The following is a 19,740-nucleotide window of genomic DNA, read 5'->3' as shown; positions in this document are numbered from 1 at the left end:
CTGGTTTTCGGCTTCATCAAGCGCTCATGGCGACCATTTTTCTCTTCGCTTCCTGGTTTTCGGCTTCATGAAGAATTCTCTTCTATCACCGGCTTCTAAACTTGCCTGGATTCTCAACTCTAATAGAAACCACTTCTCCGCAGCTTAAACAAAAGCGATAGATTTTTAAGGATCCTGCTGAAAGTTTTTTATTTAATGGTTTAACCGGCATGAAGTCGGTGCCTTCCGCAAATTCAGTACCTTTGCACCCTGGGCATTCTTCAATATGATTCACCTCTATCAACCCCTTCTGCTTATATACGATCCCAAATGGGAAAGGTTACAAAAAGAAATGCCAGTCCCTTTACGAGGGAGCAGGCATCTTTATTGTTCTTCTTTTTCCGGCTTGAATAGAAAGTATGAGATAACTCCTGATAATAGTGCTGCACCAGCTGCTATCATCAATCGAATCAACAGATCTATTTGCTGATAATCTTTATTAAGCATCCACATTGCAGCTGCAGCTACAAGAATCATAATGGGAATGACAATAAGCTTCCTATTTTTCAAGATTTCTTTACATCCTTTCGCATCGTGCTAATCATAACTTATTATATAAGAATTAAACAAAAATAGATAATAACATCCCCTTTTGCAAACCCTCCCAATTTTCATAATTATTAAACCTTATTTTTTTGACCTTATTCCCTTTACAAAGGAGCTTTAAGGGCTTTATAATCCCGTTGTTCCACTTTATACGGATCTCGAAAAAAACTATAAAAAAGGAGGTTGCGGCGATGCGGCAAAAACTGTTTTCTTTTACCATGATCAATCTGGGAGCATTCCTGGTTTCTATAAATGTCCACTTTTTCTTGTCCCCCAATAATTTAGCAACTGGAGGGGTCAGCGGATTGTCGATTATCATGAATGACTTATTTCCCGTTTTCTCAATTGGTACTTTCATGATTTTTGTCAATTTGATCTTGTTTGCAGTTGGTTTTATTTTTCTTGGATCAGGTTTTGGGGCAAAAACCATTTATGCGAGCTTCGCCTTGTCTTTTTATGTGTGGGCGCTTGAAAAATTCGCCCCAATGGCCCAACCGCTAAGCAATGACCTGCTTATTCAGCTGATCATTGGGCAATGCATCGCCGCGACCGGAATGGCAATTGTCTTCAACCAGCAGGCTTCTACTGGCGGGACAGACATCATCGCCATGATTTTTAATAAATACTTAAATATTGAAGTTGGCAGAGGAGTGCTTCTTGCCGATTTATTGATCGCCCTGTCTTCTGCCGTTCTGTTCGGCCCGCAAGTCGGCATGTATGCATTTTTTGGGGTCATCATTAATGGGTTTGTCATTGATTATGCACTCCAGCAATTCAATTCAAACAAGGAAATTGTGATTATCAGCCGCCACAGTGATGAAATTAAAACCTATATCGTTCATGAACTGGGCAAAGGGGCAACCATCCACACTGCAACCGGTGCTTTCACATCCGATAAAAAAGAAGTCATTACAACCATCCTGGGGAGAAAGGATTTCACAAAGTTGAAAAGTTACATTACCCAGGTTGATAATAAGGCATTTATCACCGTTCATACGATGAATGAAATTCTTGGCCAAAATTTTAAAAGGCTGGCATAATGGCGAAGCTTCATCCGCAAAGGATGGAGCTTATTTTTTTACAGTGAGATTTGCTTTGGGCTGCAGAGCCATGCAGTGATTTATAGTAAAAATGGAATCCTATAAGCGGTCCTAATGGTGTGCTTTTTTGTTTGCCTCATTTTGGTTTTAAATAAACCCTATGTGGAAAAAGGGTAGAAAAGGAGGCGTTAGCATGAAAGTAATTGTAATCGGTGCCAATGGAGATGTGGGTGAGCATGTCATCAGAAAGCTCGCGGAGAGAAAGCATGAAGCTCTTGCCGTTGCTGCAAATGAAAACCAAATTGAAGATCTTGTAAAATTGGGTGCAGCCCATGCAACTGTTTATGACGAGCAAAAGCTGATTCCCCATCTTCAGGCATCAGATGCAGTGATTTATTTAACAGGCGTCAATCCTAAAAAACATACGAGCAAAACAGTCATGGTCGATCACCAATCTATTTCAGATATCATCGAATTGGCTCAACAATCCGGCGTCAGACGATTTGTGATGATGAGTGCAGTCAAAGCGGAGGAAAGTGAAACGGACTCTTCCCGCAAGATTGCGGCGAAGGATCTTCCAGAAGATATGCTTAAAGCTGCCGATTTGGTCTACACGGTTATCCGGATTGGCCAATTGACGGACAATCCCGGCAGCGGAAAGATTACCCTGTCAAAGAAAATCCATGACCGGGATGCTGAGATTCCGCGTGAGGACGCAGCCGAAGTTCTGGTAGAGTCTATTGATAAAGAAGCTGTCTTTCATTCAACCATAGAGGCAGCCTCTGGCAACATCGCTATACGAGAAGCCCTAAGCCAGTTTTAGAGAAGGAGGACAAAATGAGTTTAACAGATTACCTTGTGATTGCTTTATTTATATTTATTGCAGTAGTTATTTTAGTACCAGTCATTCTATTTATTTATTGGTATGTAAAAGATGACAGGCAGAAACAGCACTCCATACTCAGAAACTTCCCGGTAATTGGGAAGGTGCGATACATCACAGAAAAAGTGGGACCTGAACTAAGACAATACCTATTCAATAATGATACAGAAGGCAAGCCTTTTTCCAGAAAGGAATACCAGGATGTTGTCAAAGCAGGCAAATACAAAGAAAGGTTAATTGGATTCGGCTCTATAAGAGATTTTGATGAAGAAGGCTTCTATATACGCAATACCTTGTTCCCTAAACTCGTTGATGAGATGAAGATGGATAATACACAGAAAGTTAAAACACGCGTTTATAAAGTGGATGGAGACAATCTGTTTTCAAGAAAGGAACACAGCGAAGAAAAATTGGCCGATCCTTACTATCTGCGTGATGAAGATGCGGTTGTGCTGGGGGAAAAGACCTGCCGGCAGCCATTCAAAGTCAAGGGACTTGTAGGCCAATCGGCCATGAGCTATGGCTCTCTTGGCGAAAAAGCGATCACTGCACTTTCAAAAGGCCTTGGCCTTGCAGGCGGCACCTGGATGAATACTGGTGAAGGCGGTCTGTCTCAGTATCATCTGGCCGGCAGCCCGGACATCATAATGCAAATTGGCCCTGATATGTTCGGTGTCCGAAAGGCTAACGGGGAATTCTCCTGGGAAGAATTTAAAAAGAAAAGTGAACTGCCTGAGGTAAAAGCCTTTGAATTAAAGCTTGCGCAAGGTGCGAAAACCCGCGGCGGCCATGTTGAAGGTGAAAAAGTAACCGAAGAAATTGCCCGTATCCGGCTTGTAGAGGTTGGCAAAACGATTAACAGTCCAAACCGTTTCTATGAATTTGATGATGCCCCTTCCATGTTCAATTTTATTGAGGAGCTCCGAAGTGTAGGCGGAAAACCTGTCGGAATGAAAATAGTGGTAGGCGATCTTGATGCCCTGGAGAGCATGATTTCCTATATGAAGAAGAGCGGCAAAGGCCCTGATTTTATTACAGTTGATGGCGGTGAAGGCGGAACAGGCGCTACTTATCAGGAGCTTGCAGACAGTGTGGGGCTCCCCATTCAATCAGCCCTGACAGTTGTGGATGAAATGCTGAGAGAGTACGGAGTCAGAGACCGCGTAAAAATTATCGCTTCCGGTAAGTTAATCACTCCTGATAAAATTGCCATTGCTCTTGCGATGGGAGCGGATCTTGTCAATATTGCCAGGGGCTTTATGATCAGCGTCGGCTGCATCATGGCCCAAGTTTGCCATACCAATCATTGTCCTGCAGGGGTTGCAACAACCGACAAGAAGCTGCAGGACGGATTGATTATTGATGAAAAGCATTACCGTGTCTGCAACTATGTCATCTCTCTAAGAGAAGGACTATTTAATCTTGCGGCAGCTGCAGGTATCGATAATCCGACTCAATTTGAAAGAAAACATATTGTTCATAAAGATAAATTCGGCAGAGTCTCTCCTATTGAAGATATACTGCATGCAGCCAAACGCGCACAGCTGCAGAAAGAAAGCTGACAACCTGATGCCTGGTCCTGTATGGACCGGGCTTTTTGTCCTCTTATTTTCCTTTTGATAAGAAATAAGATTTACCATCCGCACCTTTTTCTTACATAAATTCAGGACTATCGTGTTATTTTGAGTTTATCATTCGAAATCCCCCGGCATTAAAGGTATAATTTATTTTGGTTAAAAAATAGATACATAGAAAAAATGTGTTTACATAAGGGAGGATTTTAGGATGGGATGGGTAATCGCCATATTATTTGGTTCAGCAGTCGTGCTGCTCATTTTATCGTTTTTAAAAACGGCGCAATCCAAATCAAATATTGAGCAGCAAATCGATCAGGTTACTTTTACATTAAAAAATGAAATTCATGAGCTGCAGCAGCAGATCAGAAATATTGAATTGGATGCTGAGATTACAGCAAAGCAATCAGGGGCAATGAGCGGGCCATCAGAAGAAAGACTATTGCTTCGCGAAGTATTGGATATGCATAAACGCGGATATTCTAATGAAAGCATTGCATTAAAGAAACAGCTTACACCGAACGAGGTCGACCTGATGCTCCTGCCTTATTCAGCGAACAAAGGTGAAAGGAGCATGGTTGCCCAATGACACCAAATACCTTGCGCAGTTTTGCAGCAGGCCTTTTAGCGGCGGCCATCTTAACAGGAAGTGTCTACCTTTTTGGACCCTCTGAAGCAAAGAGTACAGAAAAGCCTTCTGATAAAACTGAGAAAGCAGAAAAGCTGTCAGATAAAGAAATGATTGAACTGCTGGCATCTAAAGGATACGTCATCAACACTGAAGCTGAATGGAGCAAACAGCTCGCTGCCGCAGCAAAGTCCAGCGAGAAAAAAGATGAAAAGGCAGAAGAGAAAACTGAGGGCAAAACTGGCGAAAAAGTTGTTTACCGGACTATTTTAACCGTATCAATGGGAATGACCAGCATTGACGTTGGGAACGCACTTGAAAAAGCCCACATTATTGAAAGCGGAGTCCAATTCTATAAAGATGTAGAAAAACGCGGTCTTGAGAATGATTTACGTCCCGGCACGTTTGAAATTGAAAGCGGTATGACGACGGATGAGATTATTTCAGTTATATTTAAGTAAGATAAAGCTCCTTTTCTGGTGAAAAGGAGCTTTTTTTCTATATTTCAATCGCAAAAATGATTAATTTGGCGGCAAAGGAACCTTTCTGTGCGCATAACGCCAATTTATGTGCGGATAAGATTTTTTATGTGCGGATAACCCAAATTTATGTGCGGATAAAAAAATTTATGTGCGCTCCAAAACAGAGACTGCTTACTCTTTCAAAAACCCGAGGATAACCTCTGCCAGTACATCCGGTGCTTCATACATGCTCATGTGCCCCGCACCATTAATGGTCACCGGCTTGATGTTAGATCCTTTAACTGCAAATGATTTTTCTGGAGGGACAATCTGGTCTTGTTCTCCAGCCACAATTAAAACTGGGAACTTTGTACTTATCAAGACATGACTGCGGTCCTCACGCTGTTTCATCGCTTTCAGTGCAGCCTTTGCACCTTCAGCTCTTGTACGATAGCCAATTTCTTTTGCCATTTGAATTTCGTCCGGATGTTTCTCCCCAGGTGCAAAAAGCTTCGGCACCAGCCCATCTATAAAGGATTCCATTCCTTCCTTATCAATTTTACCGGCAGCGATATCCCTTCCCTTTTTCCCTTCTTCAGAATCCGGGCTGGCTGTTGAATGGATAAGTGAAAAGGATTTCAGCTTCTTCCCATACGCTTCAGCAAATGCAAGGCTTACATAACCGCCCAATGAGTGGCCAAAAAGAGATACTTTATCAAGTCCGAGCTCATCTATAGCCCCTTTGATTGCTTCAGCCATCTTTTCAATAGAGGGTTCACCCTCTGGCAGCCCTGAACTCCCATGCCCCGGAAGATCCACCGCAATGACGCGAAAGTCCTCTGCCAATAATGGAATGACCCTTGCCCAGTAATCTTTGCTGCCGCAAAATCCATGCAGTAATACAAGCGGATCCCCTGTGCCTTCATCATAGTATGAAATGGCTGTTCCATTTACATCTATTATTTTTGCGTCCATTCAGAAAACCTCCTTTAGTTTGCAAGCAAATCCTGATATTCGCTCTTTCGGTCAAAAACAGCTTTTGCATATGAGCAGGCAGGCACAATCTTATATCCCTTGCTGCGTGCCTCCTGAACAACGCTTTCCAAAAGCTTTCCTGCAACTCCCTGACCGCGGAGGGACTCACTTACATATGTATGGTCTATGGTTATGACAGAATCACCGCTTGGAATATAGGTAATTTCAGCAATCATATTCCCTTCATCATCATTCATAAAAAACCGGTTTTCTTCTTTTTGTATATTTGCATTCATATCATTTCCTCCTGTATTTAAAATTAACTTAATCTTTCTATCTTGCTTTCCCTCCTTATTAGAAAGACTAAACATACCTTTTCATGATTTCCTCACACAGAACTCTCGCATGGTTATGAATGGGATCTTTGGCAGCATATAATAAAGTAACCTTCTGCTCTTTTGACATTCTCGCCAGCTCATCTAATTTGCGGACTTTATCGTCCTGTGTTCGCAGCTCTGCAAGATATTTTTTCCGAAATTCTTCAAAAAGCTCAGGCTTATGGTTAAACGCCTTTCTAATCTCATTGCTTGGCGCAGCCTCTTTTTCCCATGCTGATAAACGGGCATCTTCTTTTTTAATTCCGCGGGGCCACAGCCGGTCAATAAGCACCCGATAGCCGTCTGCTTCGTTGTATGGGTCATAAATTCTTTTTATAAAAATTCCAGTCAATTTAAGACACCCCTTGTATATCCCTTGTGATTTGCTATTATTATAAACATAATATACAATTTTTTCTAATTCAATCAAATGTGAGGTGCAGGAAATTTGACAGGTATTATTGCTGTGGTTATGACTTTCTCTATTCCCATCATTGCCATCATGACTGTTCATACTCAAAAACTCGCAAAGATCAAACATAATATGATAAAAGATGAAATCACCTTGGAAAAGCTGAAGCAGGAAAACTTTTTGCTTGAAACAGAAAAAATGAAGCTCGAACTGGAGCAAATGAGAATTGAAAGTCCTAAGGATCTTTCCAAAATCATATAAGCTAAAAATCCCCAGCTTACACAGAAGGGGATTTTTGTTTTACATATTCTCAATAATTTTTCCGGCAGTTTCTGCCCCATTTTCGATGCAGTCAGGAATGCCAACACCATAATACGAGCAGCCGGCAAGCCATATTCCAGGGTATTCCTGAGCCAATCTGTTTTCAATTGCCTCTACTGTCTGAGGATGGGATATCAGATAGTTTGGCATTTTTTCAGTCCACTTCGTCACTTCACTTGCAGCGGGAACAGATGTAATGCCAAGGCTTTTTTCAATATCGGCCACAGCCGTCTGCAGCAAATCGTCTTCGTTCATTTCCTTTAGTGATGCAAAGGCCGGATGGCTGCTTTTATAAAATAATCTTACAAGTAAATTACCGCTTTCAGAAGTATGCTTCCATTTGCGGCTTGTCCATGTACAGGCATTGCAGGTCAATTCTTCCATATTTGCAGTGATGAAGCCTGTCCCGTCTTCAGGCAGCTCGCTGTCTGGAATATCATAAGCAAGATAGATAGAAATTAAGGAACTGTTCTTCAAAAGTCCGAATTCCGCTTTCAGCTCCTCATGATCGAACAGCGCTGCAGCGGCATTATGCGGAATGCTTAGAACCACATGATCGGCCTCCAGGCTTTCCCCATTCGAGAAATCGACTATATATCTGCGATCACTTTTCTTTATTTTAACTGCCTTCGTGTTTTTAAATATTTCTGTTTCATCCAATTTTTCCTCATAAGCATCTATCATCGCATCAAGACCTTTTTTAAAGGAAAGAAACTTCTTTCCTCCTCCAATCTGGAACACCTTTTTATTTTCTTCAAAACCTTTAATGATGCTGCCGTATTTTTCTTTATAATCAAACACCTGCGGAAGTGTCGAAGCAATAGTTAAGTCACTGAGATTCCCGGAATATACTCCCGAAAGAACAGGCGCAATTTGTTTTTCCACCAGCTCTTTTCCGAAGAAATGCTCCAGGAAATCGCCGATGGAATCGTTCTTTGTAAAGCCATCATTTTTTGTATAAAAATCTTTTAGGGCTTCAACCTTTCCTTCTGCTGAAACAAGAGCAGATTTGGCAAGAGATTCAACACTGACCGGTATCCCAAACACAGAATCTGCAGGTATCAGCTTCAGCTCTCCATCACTGTATATATAAGACCGCCCCGCAGCATTGTAGACAACAGCTTCTTCCAGCCTCAGCTCCTGGATAAAATTCATCGCATTCGCTTTGCGGGCAACAATCGAATCAGCTCCCGCCTCGATTACAAATCCGCCTTCCCTGACTGTGCGGATTTTTCCGCCGAGCTGTTCTGCTGATTCTGCCAGCACAAGCCTAATATCCTGATCCTTTTCTTTTTTCCACTTATTCAGTTCATACATAGCGGACAATCCTGTTACACCGCCGCCTATGACCAATACTGTTTTCACGTGTATGCACCTCAGTTTACATCCAATTCATATATAAAGTGTACCACAACATAAAGATAAGAAAGAATGTGAGGGTTTGTCCAAATGATGAATATATTCTTTCAAAATAGGAAAAAAACGGAGAAAGTAACTCTCCGTTTCATCATTTCCTAAACCAATTCGCCTGTTCATCCATATGCAAAAAGGGAATGTCCGTATCAACTTCACCAGTGATTCTATTCATTTTAATATCCTGGCCATCAAGCCAGTCCCTGAAATCAAAAATTACTGGCTCTCTGTCACCACCGAGCACAAACCAGGCTTTCATCTCTCCCGGCAAATAGGCTGATGTATGAATTGTCCCGGCCCAGCTCCCATAAAGATCCGAGAAAACGCCTTTATCGCTATCATTCAAGAGGCGGAAAGCATCATGTACATCTAAACGCTCACCCTGATGGCTTTTCATGACATCCAGCCTGCGCAGGCTGTCAGCTAGATGATTGCGATTTTCATCCTTCATGATTTCAAAATGGTTAGTACAGGCAGTTGTCTGACGGACCTGTACACCTCTTGGAGATGTTTCCACTGCATAAGCCTCTCCGCTTGTGTCATACACCACATATGTAAAGGAATGGCGGTGCGGTATTTCCTTCAGCATCTCAACCGCTTCTTCCACATTTGCACATGATTCCAAAATCAGGCGGCCGATCATGCAGCAGATAAAGCCATCAGCAGGCTTTTTCCGGTTCATAAAATTATAGCCGATTACAAGTCCTTTTTCGTTCATGCCATCCATCCGTCCGGTCATCCTCTGGCTTGGACCAATCATCGCATATCCCTGATCTGTTGGCTGATAAAAAGTATAGCGCCCCTCATAGGTTTTCGGATGGTAATCATAATTGCGGATCAGGTAATCAGCCCCTGTAAGGATGGAACATCCCGAGCGGACATAATCGAGGCGATAGCCGCCAAACTCCTTCAAAACCCGCTCCATCGGCCATTGCAATGCTTCCCGTATCCCAAGCAGTTCATCCCAAATACCAGGGGCAAACCTCGTAATCGCTTTTTTCACTTCGGCTTCATTTATTGAAAATCGCGGCTTTCTTACCTTCCATTGATCCTCCCGATTTTTCACAGAAAGAGAATCCTTTATAAGTTCTCCCTGCATGAAGCCAAAATCAAAGTGGGTTCCGCGGAATTGAATAATATCACTGTAAATCTTTTTCAAGATGAATCCCTCTTCTATTCTTTTCTTTTATTAAGAATAAATGAAGCCTGCATGAAATTCCAGCAGATGGCTTATCAGAAAAGCGGAAGCGCCTTGCCCACCTCCGACACCTCGAGGGGTAGCACTGGAGATAGACAGTTATCGAAGTTCAAAAATTTTACTACCTTATAAAAGACTGAGCTGCATTTTTCTGCAGATCAGCCTCCTTTATTTATCGTTAACAATGATATATACAGCCTGCACAGGACCATGTACACCTACAATTAAATTCATTTCAATATCGGCACTGTTGCTTGGGCCTGAAATGAAATTTACACAGGATGGGACAGGTTCGCCATTCTCCACAATTGTGTGGATATGCTTTGCAACCTGGGTCATTCTTGGAACAATTGTGCTTTTTGGGATAATGGCAAAGTAAATCACTGGAAGAAGGCTTACTGCTCGCCCCTTCCCTTTATCACTGAACAAAACAACAGTTCCTGACTCTGCAAGCGCAGCATCACTAAAGGTAATTCCGATGTCTGCATGTGCGGAGAAAGCAAGATTCTCTTCTCCTCCTTCTTGATCCCAGACATGGACTGCTATTCCATTGCCATTCAAATCAATAGGGAGGGAAGATAATCCAAATTCTTCAAAGCGCGGATCATCCCATGTAACGACCGATTTGCCTCCGTATTCTTTAATCAAGCGGCCGATTTGCTCAGGTAGCTCTGCAGAAGGTGTTTCATATACATCCGTATGAATTAACAAACATTGCTTCTTCAGGACCTCTACAAGCTCGTCCTGTGAGGCGCCCTTTAAAACGTCCCACTGAGGATTATGATCCCATGCAGGTTTTTCTACCTCAGAAAGACGTTTTCTCCCCAGATTTTTTGCCAGATTGTCAAGGAAAGAAGTGCGATTATACACTTGTCCAGCTGCCATCATTCTCCCCTCTCTTTCTTTCTCTTTTTATATAAATCTCTGAATCTGTCTTTCTTAGGTGCGGGGAAGTCCCGAATTTCCGTCCAATTTTTCAAAGGGCCGGGACCAGCTGAAATTTTATCATCCTTTGTGAATGCTCCCAATGCCTTGGGTGCCAGCTTTGAGCCGATATTGTACATGGATGGTGAAGCTGTGCCGAGACTGAAGGCTTTCATGGATAAGTTTTCAAACACCGGTGCTCTGCCTTCTTTTTCAACAATCTCCTGGCGGTGGCGGAGCAAATGCTCGTGTAATGGAATTTTTACCGGACAAGCTTCCGTACATGCTGCACACAGCGTTGAAGCATATGGCAGTTCTTTATATTCATCATAGCCGCCAAGAAGAGGAGTCAATACCGCTCCTACTGGCCCCGGATAGATAGATCCATAGGAGTGACCGCCGACATGGCGATAGACTGGACAGACATTAATGCAGGCTGCACAGCGGATGCAGTGAAGGATGGACTGGAATGCTGTTCCTAAAATTTTTGAACGGCCATTATCCACAATAACAAGATGGAATTCTTCTGGACCATCTATTTCTCCCTCTTGCTTTGGACCAGTTAATGCAGTTATATAACTCGTTAATTTCTGCCCGACTGCTGCGCGGGTCAGCAGGCTTACCAGAACTTCCATCTCTTCCCAGGTAGGCACAATCCGCTCCATTCCCATTACAGTAATTTGCGTTTTTGGAATGGTTGTCACCATCCGCGCATTTCCTTCATTTGTCACCAGGGAAATCGTTCCGGATTCGGCAATGGCAAAATTGCATCCCGTAATGCCAATATCCGCCTGAAGAAACTCTTCCCGCAGTTTTTCTCTTGCAAAAAATGCAAGCTCTTCAGGCTTCTCGGTTTTGTCATAGCCTAATTTATCCCTAAAAACATCGCGAATCTGTTCTTTATTTTTATGAAGGGCAGGTGTAACGATATGGGACGGTGGATCATGATCGTCCACTTGCAGAATCCACTCGCCAAGGTCGCTTTCAATGACTTCACAGCCAGCATTTTCAAGCGCTTCGTTCATATTAATTTCTTCTGTCACCATCGACTTGGATTTGACAACCTTTTTACCATTTTTCTTTTTAACTACATTGGTAATATACTCATTTGCCTCTTCAGCTGTTTCAGCGAAAAAAACATATCCCCCTCGCTTAGAGACATTTTCGCTCATGAGTTCCAGATAATAATCCAGATTCTCAATGGTATGGGTCCGAATCTCTTCACCCAGCTTGCGCCATTCCTCCCAATTTCCTAATTCTTCAGCTGCGTTCAGCCTTCCGCTGCGAAAACGCCCCTGTGCAGAGGAAACAGCACCGCGCATAAAAACATCGCCTATCCCGTCTTTGACACGCTCTTTAAAAGGTTTTTCCCCTATTTTCATAGCCATATGTGTTTCCCTCTTTTCCTATCTGCTATTTAATACAGAAGCAATATGCATCACCTTAATCGGCTTCCCTTTTCTGTCTATCCGTCCTCCAATATTCATCAGGCATCCGCAGTCGGCTCCTATTAGAATTTCAGCTCCGCAATCTTCAACACTCTGAACCTTTTCATCTACCATCTGCTCTGAGATTTCCCCCATCTTTACCGAGAAAGTGCCGCCAAAGCCACAGCAATTATAGTTGTGTGCGAGCGGCTTCATCTCAAGACCTTCTACATTGCTTAACAGCTTCATTGGGGCTTCCTTTACTCCTAATAATCTCGTCATATGACAAGAAGTGTGGTAGGTCGCTATTCCATTCAGCTTTGCCCCTACGTCCTCCACTCCTAAAACAGCCACGATAAACTGTGTCAGTTCATACGTTTTTTCAGCTAATTTTTTGGCGCGCGGCTCCCACACTGGGTCTCCTTTAAAAACGTGCGGATACTCTCTGAACATAGTTCCACATGATCCCGAAGGAGTTACAACATAATCTGAATGTTCGAAAACAGAAATCATATGCTTCATGGATTCTTTCGCCTTATCCACATATCCGCTATTATAGGCAGGCTGCCCGCAGCATGTCTGCTTTTCTGGAAAATCTACTTCGCAGCCCAGCTTTTCCAGTAGTTCTAAAGTATCCATTCCTACATCCGTCTGAAAAATATCTATTAAACAGGTTACAAATAATGATACTTTCATAGATCTCACCTTTACTTTCTTCAAGTAAATATATTCATTCTGGGTCTTAACTAAGTTTAAGCCCAGATACCCGCACAGTCAACAGGTCATCAGATGACTTTAGTGTAATATAGCAAGCCCCTCAATGGAGCTTGCACCATTATGCTGACTTTTTCAGCCTTTTATCTTCCATTCTGTTCTGTTCCTGGCCTTTAGCAATAAAAACTGCAATGAATACTGCCACTGCGGCCAGGATAAGCGTTCCAATATTCATGCCAATTCCATTGATGGCCACATACCCGATTCCGCCTGCAAAAATAACATAGAAAGTCATTGGGATAAGCGTTTTTCGTATTAAGCTTCCTTCCCTTCCTATTAAACCGGCAGAAGATGAAGCAGCAACAACATTATGGACACAAATCATGTTACCTGCTGCTCCGCCGACAGCCTGCAAGGCAACAATGGTGGCGGGAGAAGCAAGGATATTATCAGCTACTCCGAATTGAAACAAAGAGAACATCATGTTGCTTACTGTATTGCTTCCTGCAGCAAATGCTCCAATCGCACCGATTGTTGGCGCCGCAAGTGGCCAATAGCTCCCAAATATATTGGAAATCCCCTCTGCCAATGCCAGTGGCATGCTAGTAAAATCGGCTGCATTGATTCCTGAGTTGATAAATACCTGGACCATTGGTACCGCAAATACCAGAGCAGCCATTGCACTGACAATCGTTTTAAAAGAGTCTTTTACTGCCTGTCCGTAATCTCTCACATTCATTTTAAAAATAAAGATTGAAAGCAAGGATACTACAATAAAAATGACACCAGGAAGATTTAGCGGCTTGGATTCAATTGTTATAGCCGTCCCGAAAACGCTCTCAAATTTCAGGACAAAGGCTTGAAGCCAGGCCGAGAAAGGCAAGTATTGCACACGTGTTAAAACTAATAGAACAGCCACCAGCAGGTATGGCAGCCAGGCAGCCAGAAATGATACTTGTTTCTTTGGTTTGTCTGCCGCGTCCACATCAAGGGAGCCCGTCCATGAAGGATTCCAATGGCTTTTTTCTTCGAAGTCCCATGCTTTTACAGGGGTAAATAATCCTTTTTTAGCGGCTGGCACCACAATCGCCAGGCCGATTAAACCGCCAATCAAAGATGGAAATTCAGGACCCAGTAAATTGGCAACTAAAGCATATGGGACTGTAAATGCCAAACCTGCAAAAACGGCAAACTTCCATATGGCCAGCCCTTCTGCAATTGATTTATTTTTTCCGAAGAGGTAAGTCAGCATTGTTACCATAAATAATGGAATAAATATGCCGATGACACCATGAATCAGGGCAACCTGTCCTCCGATTGCATTTATGTAGGCATCAAATGTCGTGCCTTGCTCTGCAATATAGCTTTGAACAAGAGGCGAATCCTTCAACCCTGAATGGACCCCGATTAATATCGGTGTTCCTACAGCCCCATAGGAAACGGGTGTGGATTGCAGAATAAGCGCGACCATAACTGCACCTATTGCTGGAAAGCCAATCGCAACTAAAAGAGGACCAACTATAGTGGCTGGAGCCCCCCAGCCAGCTGCCCCTTCCAGGAAAGATCCGAATAGCCAGCAAACGATAATTGTTTGGACACGGCGGTCAGGGGAGATGCTCATAAAGCCTTTACGAATGGTAAAAATAGCACCGCTTGCTTTCAGTGTGTTCAGCAGCAGGATGGCACCAAATACAATCACTCCCACTTCAAGCGCCGTGACAACCCCTTTCGCACTTGCTGCAGCTATTTGGTTTCCCGGAACTTTCCATATGAACATAGCCATAAGGATGGTCAGAATCAGAGAAACCGGCATAGCCCTCTTAGCTGGCCAGCGTAAAATAACCAAAAATAGAAAGACAGAAACAATAGGCAATGTAGCAATTAAAGCTAATAAACCAATACTCAAATTTCTCTTCCCCTTTCATGATGAAGGAATACTTCCCGGATGGAATTAATCCTATTAACAGGTCATCTGATGACTTTAGTATATTAAACAGTATAAATAAAACGCTTTCATATCTCAATAGAATTTTTCGAAAAATTTGCAGAATTAAACCCAATCGTAAGAATTACGATTGGGTAGTCCTATTACATTTCAATTTCCTGAAAGTATTCCATTAATACATCTTCCACACTTTGAAGATGCTGAAGCAATAGTTTTTGTGCTCTTGCACCATCCCTTTGTTCAATTGCCTCATAAATGCTGGCATGCTCAAGGGTCAGCCGGCCAAGTGTAGATTTTTCCGAATAAAGCCATAGCCTGCGGGTTTCACGCATAGTTGTGAACATCATTTCTGAAACATTGTTCATGAGGCTGATCAGCAAATCATTTTGGGATGCTCTTGCGATGGCCATATGAAAACGAAAGTCAGCTTCTTCTCCTAATTCTTCATCATTAGCATTTTTCATTTTCTCCAGTGCTTCTTTAATTTCAGATAGTTGCTCTGCCGTCCGTCTTGACGCTGCGGCTTCAACAGCCCCTACTTCAAGAATCCTGCGAACTTCAAGCAAATTCTTCACATCGTCCTTTTTCATTAAGACGGCAATTTGCACTGGCAGCTTAAGCATATTTGAATTGAATTCACGGACATAGGTACCTTCCCCCTGATGCATTTCAACCAGGCCCATAGCCCGCAGTGCACTCAGTGCCTCCCGAACCGCCGAACGCCCAACCTGGAAATTCTCAGCCAGCTGCTGAACAGAATCGAGCTTATCACCCGGCTTCAGATCACCAGCTTTTATCATATCCATAATGGCTTCAGCCACTTCTTCATATATTTTGCGTGGTTTAATACGTTTATAATTCAATCATGTTCACCCCATTATGTATCTAAATATGATTTTATAGTAATATGTGCGGTGAGACAAACGCTAATTTGTAAGCGGTTAATCCATATAACAAGGAAAATGCTATTATTTCTGGTCCTTCCTGCAAACATTAGGTTTCAGCTAAATCATATACCACAGTTTCTGCTAATCAACTGATGACGGACGGTCTCCGCATTTAGCTTTTAGTTCTTTTAGCTTAATGCTATAAAACCTCATACTTTTCGGAATTCCTTTTATGGCAAATATTCCGTTATAAATTAAGGATCTTACTCTATACTCGGCAAAGCCATCACCAATTGGCTCATCCAGATGCCCAATCACTTCACCAATTAACCTGGCTGATTTTATAAAACCTTTATTGCTTTTATGGAGCTTTTTGGCGGATTCGATGATATTTTCATCAAAATAACTCTCTGGTACACTATGTATTTCATTATCTTTCCATATGCGCAATAATTCCTTTGTTTTGGAGAGGGACTGCCAATCAGATACAAACCTATTTCTTTCTTCTGCAGATAAAGGGCTTCCCATGTTTTTTTCCAATATGATCTTCAGTTTTTCTGGAGCTGCTTCACCTGAGTGCCTTAAAATGTATTGTTTCTTTTTCGCAGGAAAAAGCTCCTTATATGACCGAGCAGTATTAATAACATGCACATTATTTTCTTTGTTTCTTAATAAGTGAAGGAAATACAGCAAACCGGTTTGTTCATCTGCATTGTCAGCTGTCCAGATCACGATCGGTTTTCCCGCTGGAATCTCATGGATCTCCTCAAGTGCTTTGGCTATTTTTCTTTCATATTCCTTTTCCAGATAATCTTCATGCATATTAATATGATCCATCAGCCATTCTAACCGCTTTTTTCTCCCCTCCTCTTCATGCAGCCTCCAGAGAGGTCCATTGCTAAAGAAGTCGGGAAAACCAATGACCTTATTTTCTTTATTAAGCCCAACCTTTAAAGCGCCGGCCGGTGATTCTCCGCACACAATGTGGTATGTTTCATATTCCCGTTCCAATTTCCTCTCTTGGGAATAAAAGATTATCTTTTTTTGGATATCATTGAGCAGTTCAATGATATCTTCCTGGGAATCAACGCTGTTTTTCAATAAGTGGACCCGAAGTAATATGTGGAATAAATAGCTCTTCGCTCCCCTCTCAGGGAGTTTCTCAATCGCTTCCCGCAGTTCGTCCAACATCCTGATCACCCTTTGTAAATGAATTGGAAATCTATCTTTCTACGAATGAACTTTAATGGTAGTTTCATAAAAAGCTGATTTGTTTGCAAAAAGAATTTAGATCGCTTAAGATTAAATCGTACACGACTTAAAATAGGAGGGATTCTTATGACAACAGTTTATGATTTTGAAGTCAAAAAAACGAATGGTGAATTGAAATCTCTGAAAGAATATGAAGGAAAGCCTCTAATTATTGTAAACACAGCCAGCAAATGCGGATTAACGTCACAATTCAAAGGACTGCAGGAGCTTTATGAAAAGTATAAAGACGGCGGCGTTGAAATTCTTGGTTTTCCTTGTGATCAGTTCAATAACCAGGAATTCGATAATATTGAGGAAACAACTGAGTTCTGCCAGCTTAATTATGGTGTATCTTTTCCGATCTTCGCTAAAATTGATGTAAATGGTGACAATACAGACCCATTATTTGCTTATCTTAAAGAACAGAAAAAGGGAATTCTGTCTAAAAACATAAAGTGGAACTTTACAAAATTCCTCGTGGACCGCAAAGGCCAGGTTGTAGAACGCTATGCGCCAACAACAGAACCAGGAAAAATAGAGGATGATTTGACGAAGTTATTGTAATTCTGGAATCAGGTGATGATGTGAAAGATTTTTATACACTGGATAAACAGCTGTGTTTTGCAGTTTATGAAACAGCAGGCGAATTTACAAAACTGTATACAAGTGCCCTTCAGCCATTTGGCTTAACCTATCCGCAGTATCTGGTTCTTCTGGCACTTTGGGAAAAGGATGGAGTGACAGCAAAGGAGCTTGGAGAAAGACTAAATCTTGGCACGGGGACACTCACCCCTATGATTTCCAGAATGATTTCTAATGGATGGCTTCGAAAAGAGCGTTCCAAAGCTGATGAACGCAAGGTGTATATCTTCCTTGAGGAAAAAGCACGCAAGGAAAAAGAGGTTATCACCCAAAATGTTGGAGAGGCCATTCAGGCTTGCAGCATTGAGCGGGAAGAATATGAAGAACTTATGGAGCTTCTCGGAAAACTTAGATTTAAGTTAAGGAGCAGAGTACTTCGCTGATGCGGAGTACTCTTTTCACAGTTCAATGTTTAATCCCTCCAAAAAAAGCCATATTAAGGGATAGATAATCGGAAGGGAGCAAGCATAATGGAGTTTTTACCAAGAGAGCAAATTATCAGTGCATTGCAGGAGCCATTTCAGTCATATTTAGACAAATATGAAATCGATGATATTGGTATTTTCGAGGAAGAAGGCCAGGATCATAATTACTATATAGGATACACGGTGAAAAAGGCAGGGAAAACTTATCACGTACATAGTCCATTCATTAAAGATGGTAATGGAGGATTAACTCCTGCAGAAAATGAGTGGACAATTGAATCGGATGAACCTGATAGCATTGACCGAAGAGGCTTCAGTAATATAGAACAAGCACTTCAAGAATTATAAAGATGTTCTGATTTTGACTTTTGAACTATATTAATTTTAGAATATTTTGTCTATAATGGAATTGTATTAGGAAGGAGTGAAAGGAATGGCTGTTAATGCCTATCTTAATTTTGAAGGAAATACTCGTGAAGCAATTGAATTTTATGTAAAGGCTTTTGAACTGGAAATGCCTGAGATTTCAACTTTTGGTGAATCACCGCAAAACCCTGAATATCCTCTTCCAGAGGAAGCAAAGAATTTGGTCATGCATTCAAGCCTTAACATTTGCGGCAGTAATGTAATGTTTTCAGATACTTTTCCAGGTATGCCATTTACAGTAGGAAATAACATTAATCTCGCAGTTGTCATTAATGACCTGGATGACCTGAGAAAGTATTTTAACAATCTGCAGGAGGGTGGCAAAGTAACCATGGAGCTGCAGGAAACATTCTGGAGCAAGAGCTTCGGCCAGTTAACCGATAAATTCGGTATAAACTGGATGTTCAGCCACGAAAGTGAATAAGATACATAGACAAAATGGAGGCATTCGGCCTCCATTTTTTATTCATCCAGCAAATGGTGAAGCATTCTTTTCTTATCATCAAAGAATTGTTTCATGATGCGGTAATGATTCGTTTCCTCCAGCTTCTTTTCTGAAATGCCTTCCTCGCTGAATTCATATATTACTGCGTCCGGATAGGCCATAATGATCGGAGAATGTGTGGCTATAATAAATTGTGAGTGTTCCCTGACTAAATCATGAATTCTTGTCAGCATGGACATTTGCCGCAAAGGAGAGAGTGCTGCCTCCGGCTCGTCAAGGATGTAGATTCCATTGCCGCGAAACCGGTGAAGAAATGTGGAGAAAAACGCTTCTCCATGAGATTGCTCATGTAAAGAACGGCCTCCAAAGGAGTCGATTACTTTTGGTGCGCTGCCTCCCCTGTCCATTTCCTCAATATTGGAAGCGACATTATAGAAACTCTCCGCCCTTAGGAAAAAGCCATCAGACGGTCTATCTATGCCTTTTATCACCTTGAGATAATCTCCCAGCACAGAATGCGAATCGAAGGTTGAAAAATTAAAATTGAAAGATCCCCCTTCAGCATTAAATCCTAAAGCTACCGCTACGGCCTCCATCAGTGTCGACTTTCCCATTCCATTCTCGCCGATCAGAAAGGTGACTTTCGGGTGAAACGCCATCTCATCCAGCGTTTTCAGGCTCGGAAGGCTGAAGGGATACTGATGGAAGGATGGTATATCTTCTCTTTTAAGCCTAATGCCTCTTACGTACTGTGAACTTAATAGATCCATAATAATACCCCATATAT

General features: G+C 42.0%; 23 protein-coding genes. 10 read left to right on the top strand and 13 right to left on the bottom strand.

The annotated features are described in order from the left end of the window. Positions 1-363: 363 nt before the first annotated feature. Positions 364-549 carry a histidine kinase gene (locus ACXAD1_RS04160; RefSeq protein WP_474909553.1) on the bottom strand — a complete coding sequence of 62 codons (186 nt, stop codon included), beginning with the start codon at positions 547-549 and terminating at the stop codon, positions 364-366. Between the two features lie 227 nt (positions 550-776). On the opposite strand from ACXAD1_RS04160, the gene ACXAD1_RS04155 reads away from it, so the two are divergent. The 5 genes from ACXAD1_RS04155 to ACXAD1_RS04135 all read left to right on the top strand — a co-directional run bounded on the left by ACXAD1_RS04155 (position 777) and on the right by ACXAD1_RS04135 (position 5,171). Then, positions 777-1,625, top strand: a complete 849-nt coding sequence (locus ACXAD1_RS04155) for a YitT family protein (RefSeq protein ID WP_206842488.1) — start codon at positions 777-779, stop codon at positions 1,623-1,625. A 193-nt stretch (positions 1,626-1,818) separates the two neighbouring features. Further along, the gene (locus tag ACXAD1_RS04150; protein ID WP_206842487.1) at positions 1,819-2,448 is read left to right on the top strand and encodes an NAD(P)H-binding protein; all 630 of its coding nucleotides are present in this window, start codon (positions 1,819-1,821) and stop codon (positions 2,446-2,448) included. Positions 2,449-2,462: 14 nt separating this feature from the next. Further along, positions 2,463-4,070 (top strand): FMN-binding glutamate synthase family protein, encoded by a 1,608-nt coding sequence (locus ACXAD1_RS04145; protein ID WP_474909552.1) that lies wholly within the window; start codon positions 2,463-2,465, stop codon positions 4,068-4,070. 223 nt (positions 4,071-4,293) lie between these two features. Further along, positions 4,294-4,671 carry a hypothetical protein gene (locus tag ACXAD1_RS04140; protein WP_048010370.1) on the top strand — a complete coding sequence of 126 codons (378 nt, stop codon included), beginning with the start codon at positions 4,294-4,296 and terminating at the stop codon, positions 4,669-4,671. Further along, positions 4,668-5,171 (top strand): hypothetical protein, encoded by a 504-nt coding sequence (locus ACXAD1_RS04135; protein WP_370221457.1) that lies wholly within the window; start codon positions 4,668-4,670, stop codon positions 5,169-5,171. Before ACXAD1_RS04140 ends, ACXAD1_RS04135 begins: the two co-directional genes overlap by 4 nt. A gap of 192 nt (positions 5,172-5,363) precedes the next feature. Here ACXAD1_RS04135 and ACXAD1_RS04130 read toward each other — a convergent pair whose 3' ends face one another. The 3 genes from ACXAD1_RS04130 to ACXAD1_RS04120 form a co-directional block, all read right to left on the bottom strand. Further along, on the bottom strand, positions 5,364-6,146 hold the full coding sequence (locus ACXAD1_RS04130; RefSeq protein WP_474909551.1) for an alpha/beta fold hydrolase: 783 nt from the start codon (positions 6,144-6,146) through the stop codon (positions 5,364-5,366). Positions 6,147-6,160: 14 nt separating this feature from the next. After that, positions 6,161-6,442, bottom strand: coding sequence for a GNAT family N-acetyltransferase (locus tag ACXAD1_RS04125; protein WP_474909550.1), 282 nt, complete (start codon positions 6,440-6,442; stop codon positions 6,161-6,163). Between the two features lie 67 nt (positions 6,443-6,509). Beyond that, positions 6,510-6,875: a DUF488 domain-containing protein gene (locus ACXAD1_RS04120; protein ID WP_474909549.1), complete on the bottom strand. Its 366-nt coding sequence runs from the start codon at positions 6,873-6,875 to the stop codon at positions 6,510-6,512. A 96-nt stretch (positions 6,876-6,971) separates the two neighbouring features. On the opposite strand from ACXAD1_RS04120, the gene ACXAD1_RS04115 reads away from it, so the two are divergent. Further along, positions 6,972-7,196, top strand: coding sequence for a hypothetical protein (locus ACXAD1_RS04115; protein WP_035326525.1), 225 nt, complete (start codon positions 6,972-6,974; stop codon positions 7,194-7,196). 39 nt (positions 7,197-7,235) lie between these two features. Here the strand turns inward: ACXAD1_RS04115 and hemG are convergent, their stop codons facing one another. From hemG to ACXAD1_RS04075, 8 genes are all read right to left on the bottom strand, one after another. After that, entirely contained in the window at positions 7,236-8,621 is a 1,386-nt protein-coding gene (gene hemG, locus ACXAD1_RS04110) for a protoporphyrinogen oxidase (RefSeq protein ID WP_474909548.1), read from the bottom strand. Positions 8,622-8,763: 142 nt separating this feature from the next. Further along, positions 8,764-9,828, bottom strand: a complete 1,065-nt coding sequence (locus ACXAD1_RS04105; protein WP_474909547.1) for a C45 family autoproteolytic acyltransferase/hydolase — start codon at positions 9,826-9,828, stop codon at positions 8,764-8,766. A gap of 207 nt (positions 9,829-10,035) precedes the next feature. Further along, positions 10,036-10,752: a LutC/YkgG family protein gene (locus tag ACXAD1_RS04100; RefSeq protein WP_206842689.1), complete on the bottom strand. Its 717-nt coding sequence runs from the start codon at positions 10,750-10,752 to the stop codon at positions 10,036-10,038. After that, entirely contained in the window at positions 10,752-12,179 is a 1,428-nt protein-coding gene (locus ACXAD1_RS04095; protein ID WP_206842461.1) for a LutB/LldF family L-lactate oxidation iron-sulfur protein, read from the bottom strand. Before ACXAD1_RS04095 ends, ACXAD1_RS04100 begins: the two co-directional genes overlap by 1 nt. Before the next feature lie 18 nt (positions 12,180-12,197). Then, on the bottom strand, positions 12,198-12,914 hold the full coding sequence (locus tag ACXAD1_RS04090) for a (Fe-S)-binding protein (RefSeq protein WP_206842459.1): 717 nt from the start codon (positions 12,912-12,914) through the stop codon (positions 12,198-12,200). Positions 12,915-13,053: 139 nt separating this feature from the next. Beyond that, positions 13,054-14,838, bottom strand: a complete 1,785-nt coding sequence (locus ACXAD1_RS04085; RefSeq protein ID WP_474909546.1) for an L-lactate permease — start codon at positions 14,836-14,838, stop codon at positions 13,054-13,056. 182 nt (positions 14,839-15,020) lie between these two features. After that, a complete protein-coding gene (locus ACXAD1_RS04080; RefSeq protein ID WP_206842456.1) occupies positions 15,021-15,740 on the bottom strand; it encodes a FadR/GntR family transcriptional regulator in 720 nt (239 codons plus the stop codon). Positions 15,741-15,905: 165 nt separating this feature from the next. Continuing rightward, entirely contained in the window at positions 15,906-16,955 is a 1,050-nt protein-coding gene (locus ACXAD1_RS04075; protein WP_474909545.1) for a DUF1835 domain-containing protein, read from the bottom strand. Between the two features lie 147 nt (positions 16,956-17,102). On the opposite strand from ACXAD1_RS04075, the gene ACXAD1_RS04070 reads away from it, so the two are divergent. The 4 genes from ACXAD1_RS04070 to ACXAD1_RS04055 all read left to right on the top strand — a co-directional run bounded on the left by ACXAD1_RS04070 (position 17,103) and on the right by ACXAD1_RS04055 (position 18,932). After that, entirely contained in the window at positions 17,103-17,579 is a 477-nt protein-coding gene (locus tag ACXAD1_RS04070; RefSeq protein ID WP_474909544.1) for a glutathione peroxidase, read from the top strand. 20 nt (positions 17,580-17,599) lie between these two features. Beyond that, positions 17,600-18,040 carry a MarR family winged helix-turn-helix transcriptional regulator gene (locus ACXAD1_RS04065; RefSeq protein ID WP_474909543.1) on the top strand — a complete coding sequence of 147 codons (441 nt, stop codon included), beginning with the start codon at positions 17,600-17,602 and terminating at the stop codon, positions 18,038-18,040. 87 nt (positions 18,041-18,127) lie between these two features. After that, positions 18,128-18,430 (top strand): DUF5634 family protein, encoded by a 303-nt coding sequence (locus ACXAD1_RS04060; protein WP_206842449.1) that lies wholly within the window; start codon positions 18,128-18,130, stop codon positions 18,428-18,430. Positions 18,431-18,515: 85 nt separating this feature from the next. After that, positions 18,516-18,932: a VOC family protein gene (locus ACXAD1_RS04055; RefSeq protein ID WP_370221461.1), complete on the top strand. Its 417-nt coding sequence runs from the start codon at positions 18,516-18,518 to the stop codon at positions 18,930-18,932. Between the two features lie 38 nt (positions 18,933-18,970). Here the strand turns inward: ACXAD1_RS04055 and ACXAD1_RS04050 are convergent, their stop codons facing one another. Then, positions 18,971-19,723, bottom strand: coding sequence for an AAA family ATPase (locus ACXAD1_RS04050; protein ID WP_474909542.1), 753 nt, complete (start codon positions 19,721-19,723; stop codon positions 18,971-18,973). Positions 19,724-19,740: the final 17 nt, after the last annotated feature.

The organism is Cytobacillus sp. ABV4_503, assembly GCF_056158445.1.
The sequence above is the reverse complement of the archived record's forward strand: the minus strand, read 5'-3'. Positions and strand labels throughout refer to the sequence as shown.

What these genes read in the sequence shown, in the direction of transcription:
- ACXAD1_RS04155 (WP_206842488.1), top strand. Translation starts at nt 777, where the DNA reads ATGCGGCAAAAACTGTTTTCTTTTACCATGATCAATCTGGGAGCATTC.
- ACXAD1_RS04150 (WP_206842487.1), top strand. Translation starts at nt 1,819, where the DNA reads ATGAAAGTAATTGTAATCGGTGCCAATGGAGATGTGGGTGAGCATGTC.
- ACXAD1_RS04145 (WP_474909552.1), top strand. Translation starts at nt 2,463, where the DNA reads ATGAGTTTAACAGATTACCTTGTGATTGCTTTATTTATATTTATTGCA.
- ACXAD1_RS04140 (WP_048010370.1), top strand. Translation starts at nt 4,294, where the DNA reads ATGGGATGGGTAATCGCCATATTATTTGGTTCAGCAGTCGTGCTGCTC.
- ACXAD1_RS04135 (WP_370221457.1), top strand. Translation starts at nt 4,668, where the DNA reads ATGACACCAAATACCTTGCGCAGTTTTGCAGCAGGCCTTTTAGCGGCG.
- ACXAD1_RS04130 (WP_474909551.1), bottom strand. Translation starts at nt 6,146, where the DNA reads ATGGACGCAAAAATAATAGATGTAAATGGAACAGCCATTTCATACTAT.
- ACXAD1_RS04125 (WP_474909550.1), bottom strand. Translation starts at nt 6,442, where the DNA reads ATGAATGCAAATATACAAAAAGAAGAAAACCGGTTTTTTATGAATGAT.
- ACXAD1_RS04100 (WP_206842689.1), bottom strand. Translation starts at nt 10,752, where the DNA reads ATGGCAGCTGGACAAGTGTATAATCGCACTTCTTTCCTTGACAATCTG.
- ACXAD1_RS04095 (WP_206842461.1), bottom strand. Translation starts at nt 12,179, where the DNA reads ATGGCTATGAAAATAGGGGAAAAACCTTTTAAAGAGCGTGTCAAAGAC.
- ACXAD1_RS04090 (WP_206842459.1), bottom strand. Translation starts at nt 12,914, where the DNA reads ATGAAAGTATCATTATTTGTAACCTGTTTAATAGATATTTTTCAGACG.
- ACXAD1_RS04075 (WP_474909545.1), bottom strand. Translation starts at nt 16,955, where the DNA reads ATGTTGGACGAACTGCGGGAAGCGATTGAGAAACTCCCTGAGAGGGGA.
- ACXAD1_RS04070 (WP_474909544.1), top strand. Translation starts at nt 17,103, where the DNA reads ATGACAACAGTTTATGATTTTGAAGTCAAAAAAACGAATGGTGAATTG.
- ACXAD1_RS04060 (WP_206842449.1), top strand. Translation starts at nt 18,128, where the DNA reads ATGGAGTTTTTACCAAGAGAGCAAATTATCAGTGCATTGCAGGAGCCA.
- ACXAD1_RS04055 (WP_370221461.1), top strand. Translation starts at nt 18,516, where the DNA reads ATGGCTGTTAATGCCTATCTTAATTTTGAAGGAAATACTCGTGAAGCA.
- ACXAD1_RS04050 (WP_474909542.1), bottom strand. Translation starts at nt 19,723, where the DNA reads ATGGATCTATTAAGTTCACAGTACGTAAGAGGCATTAGGCTTAAAAGA.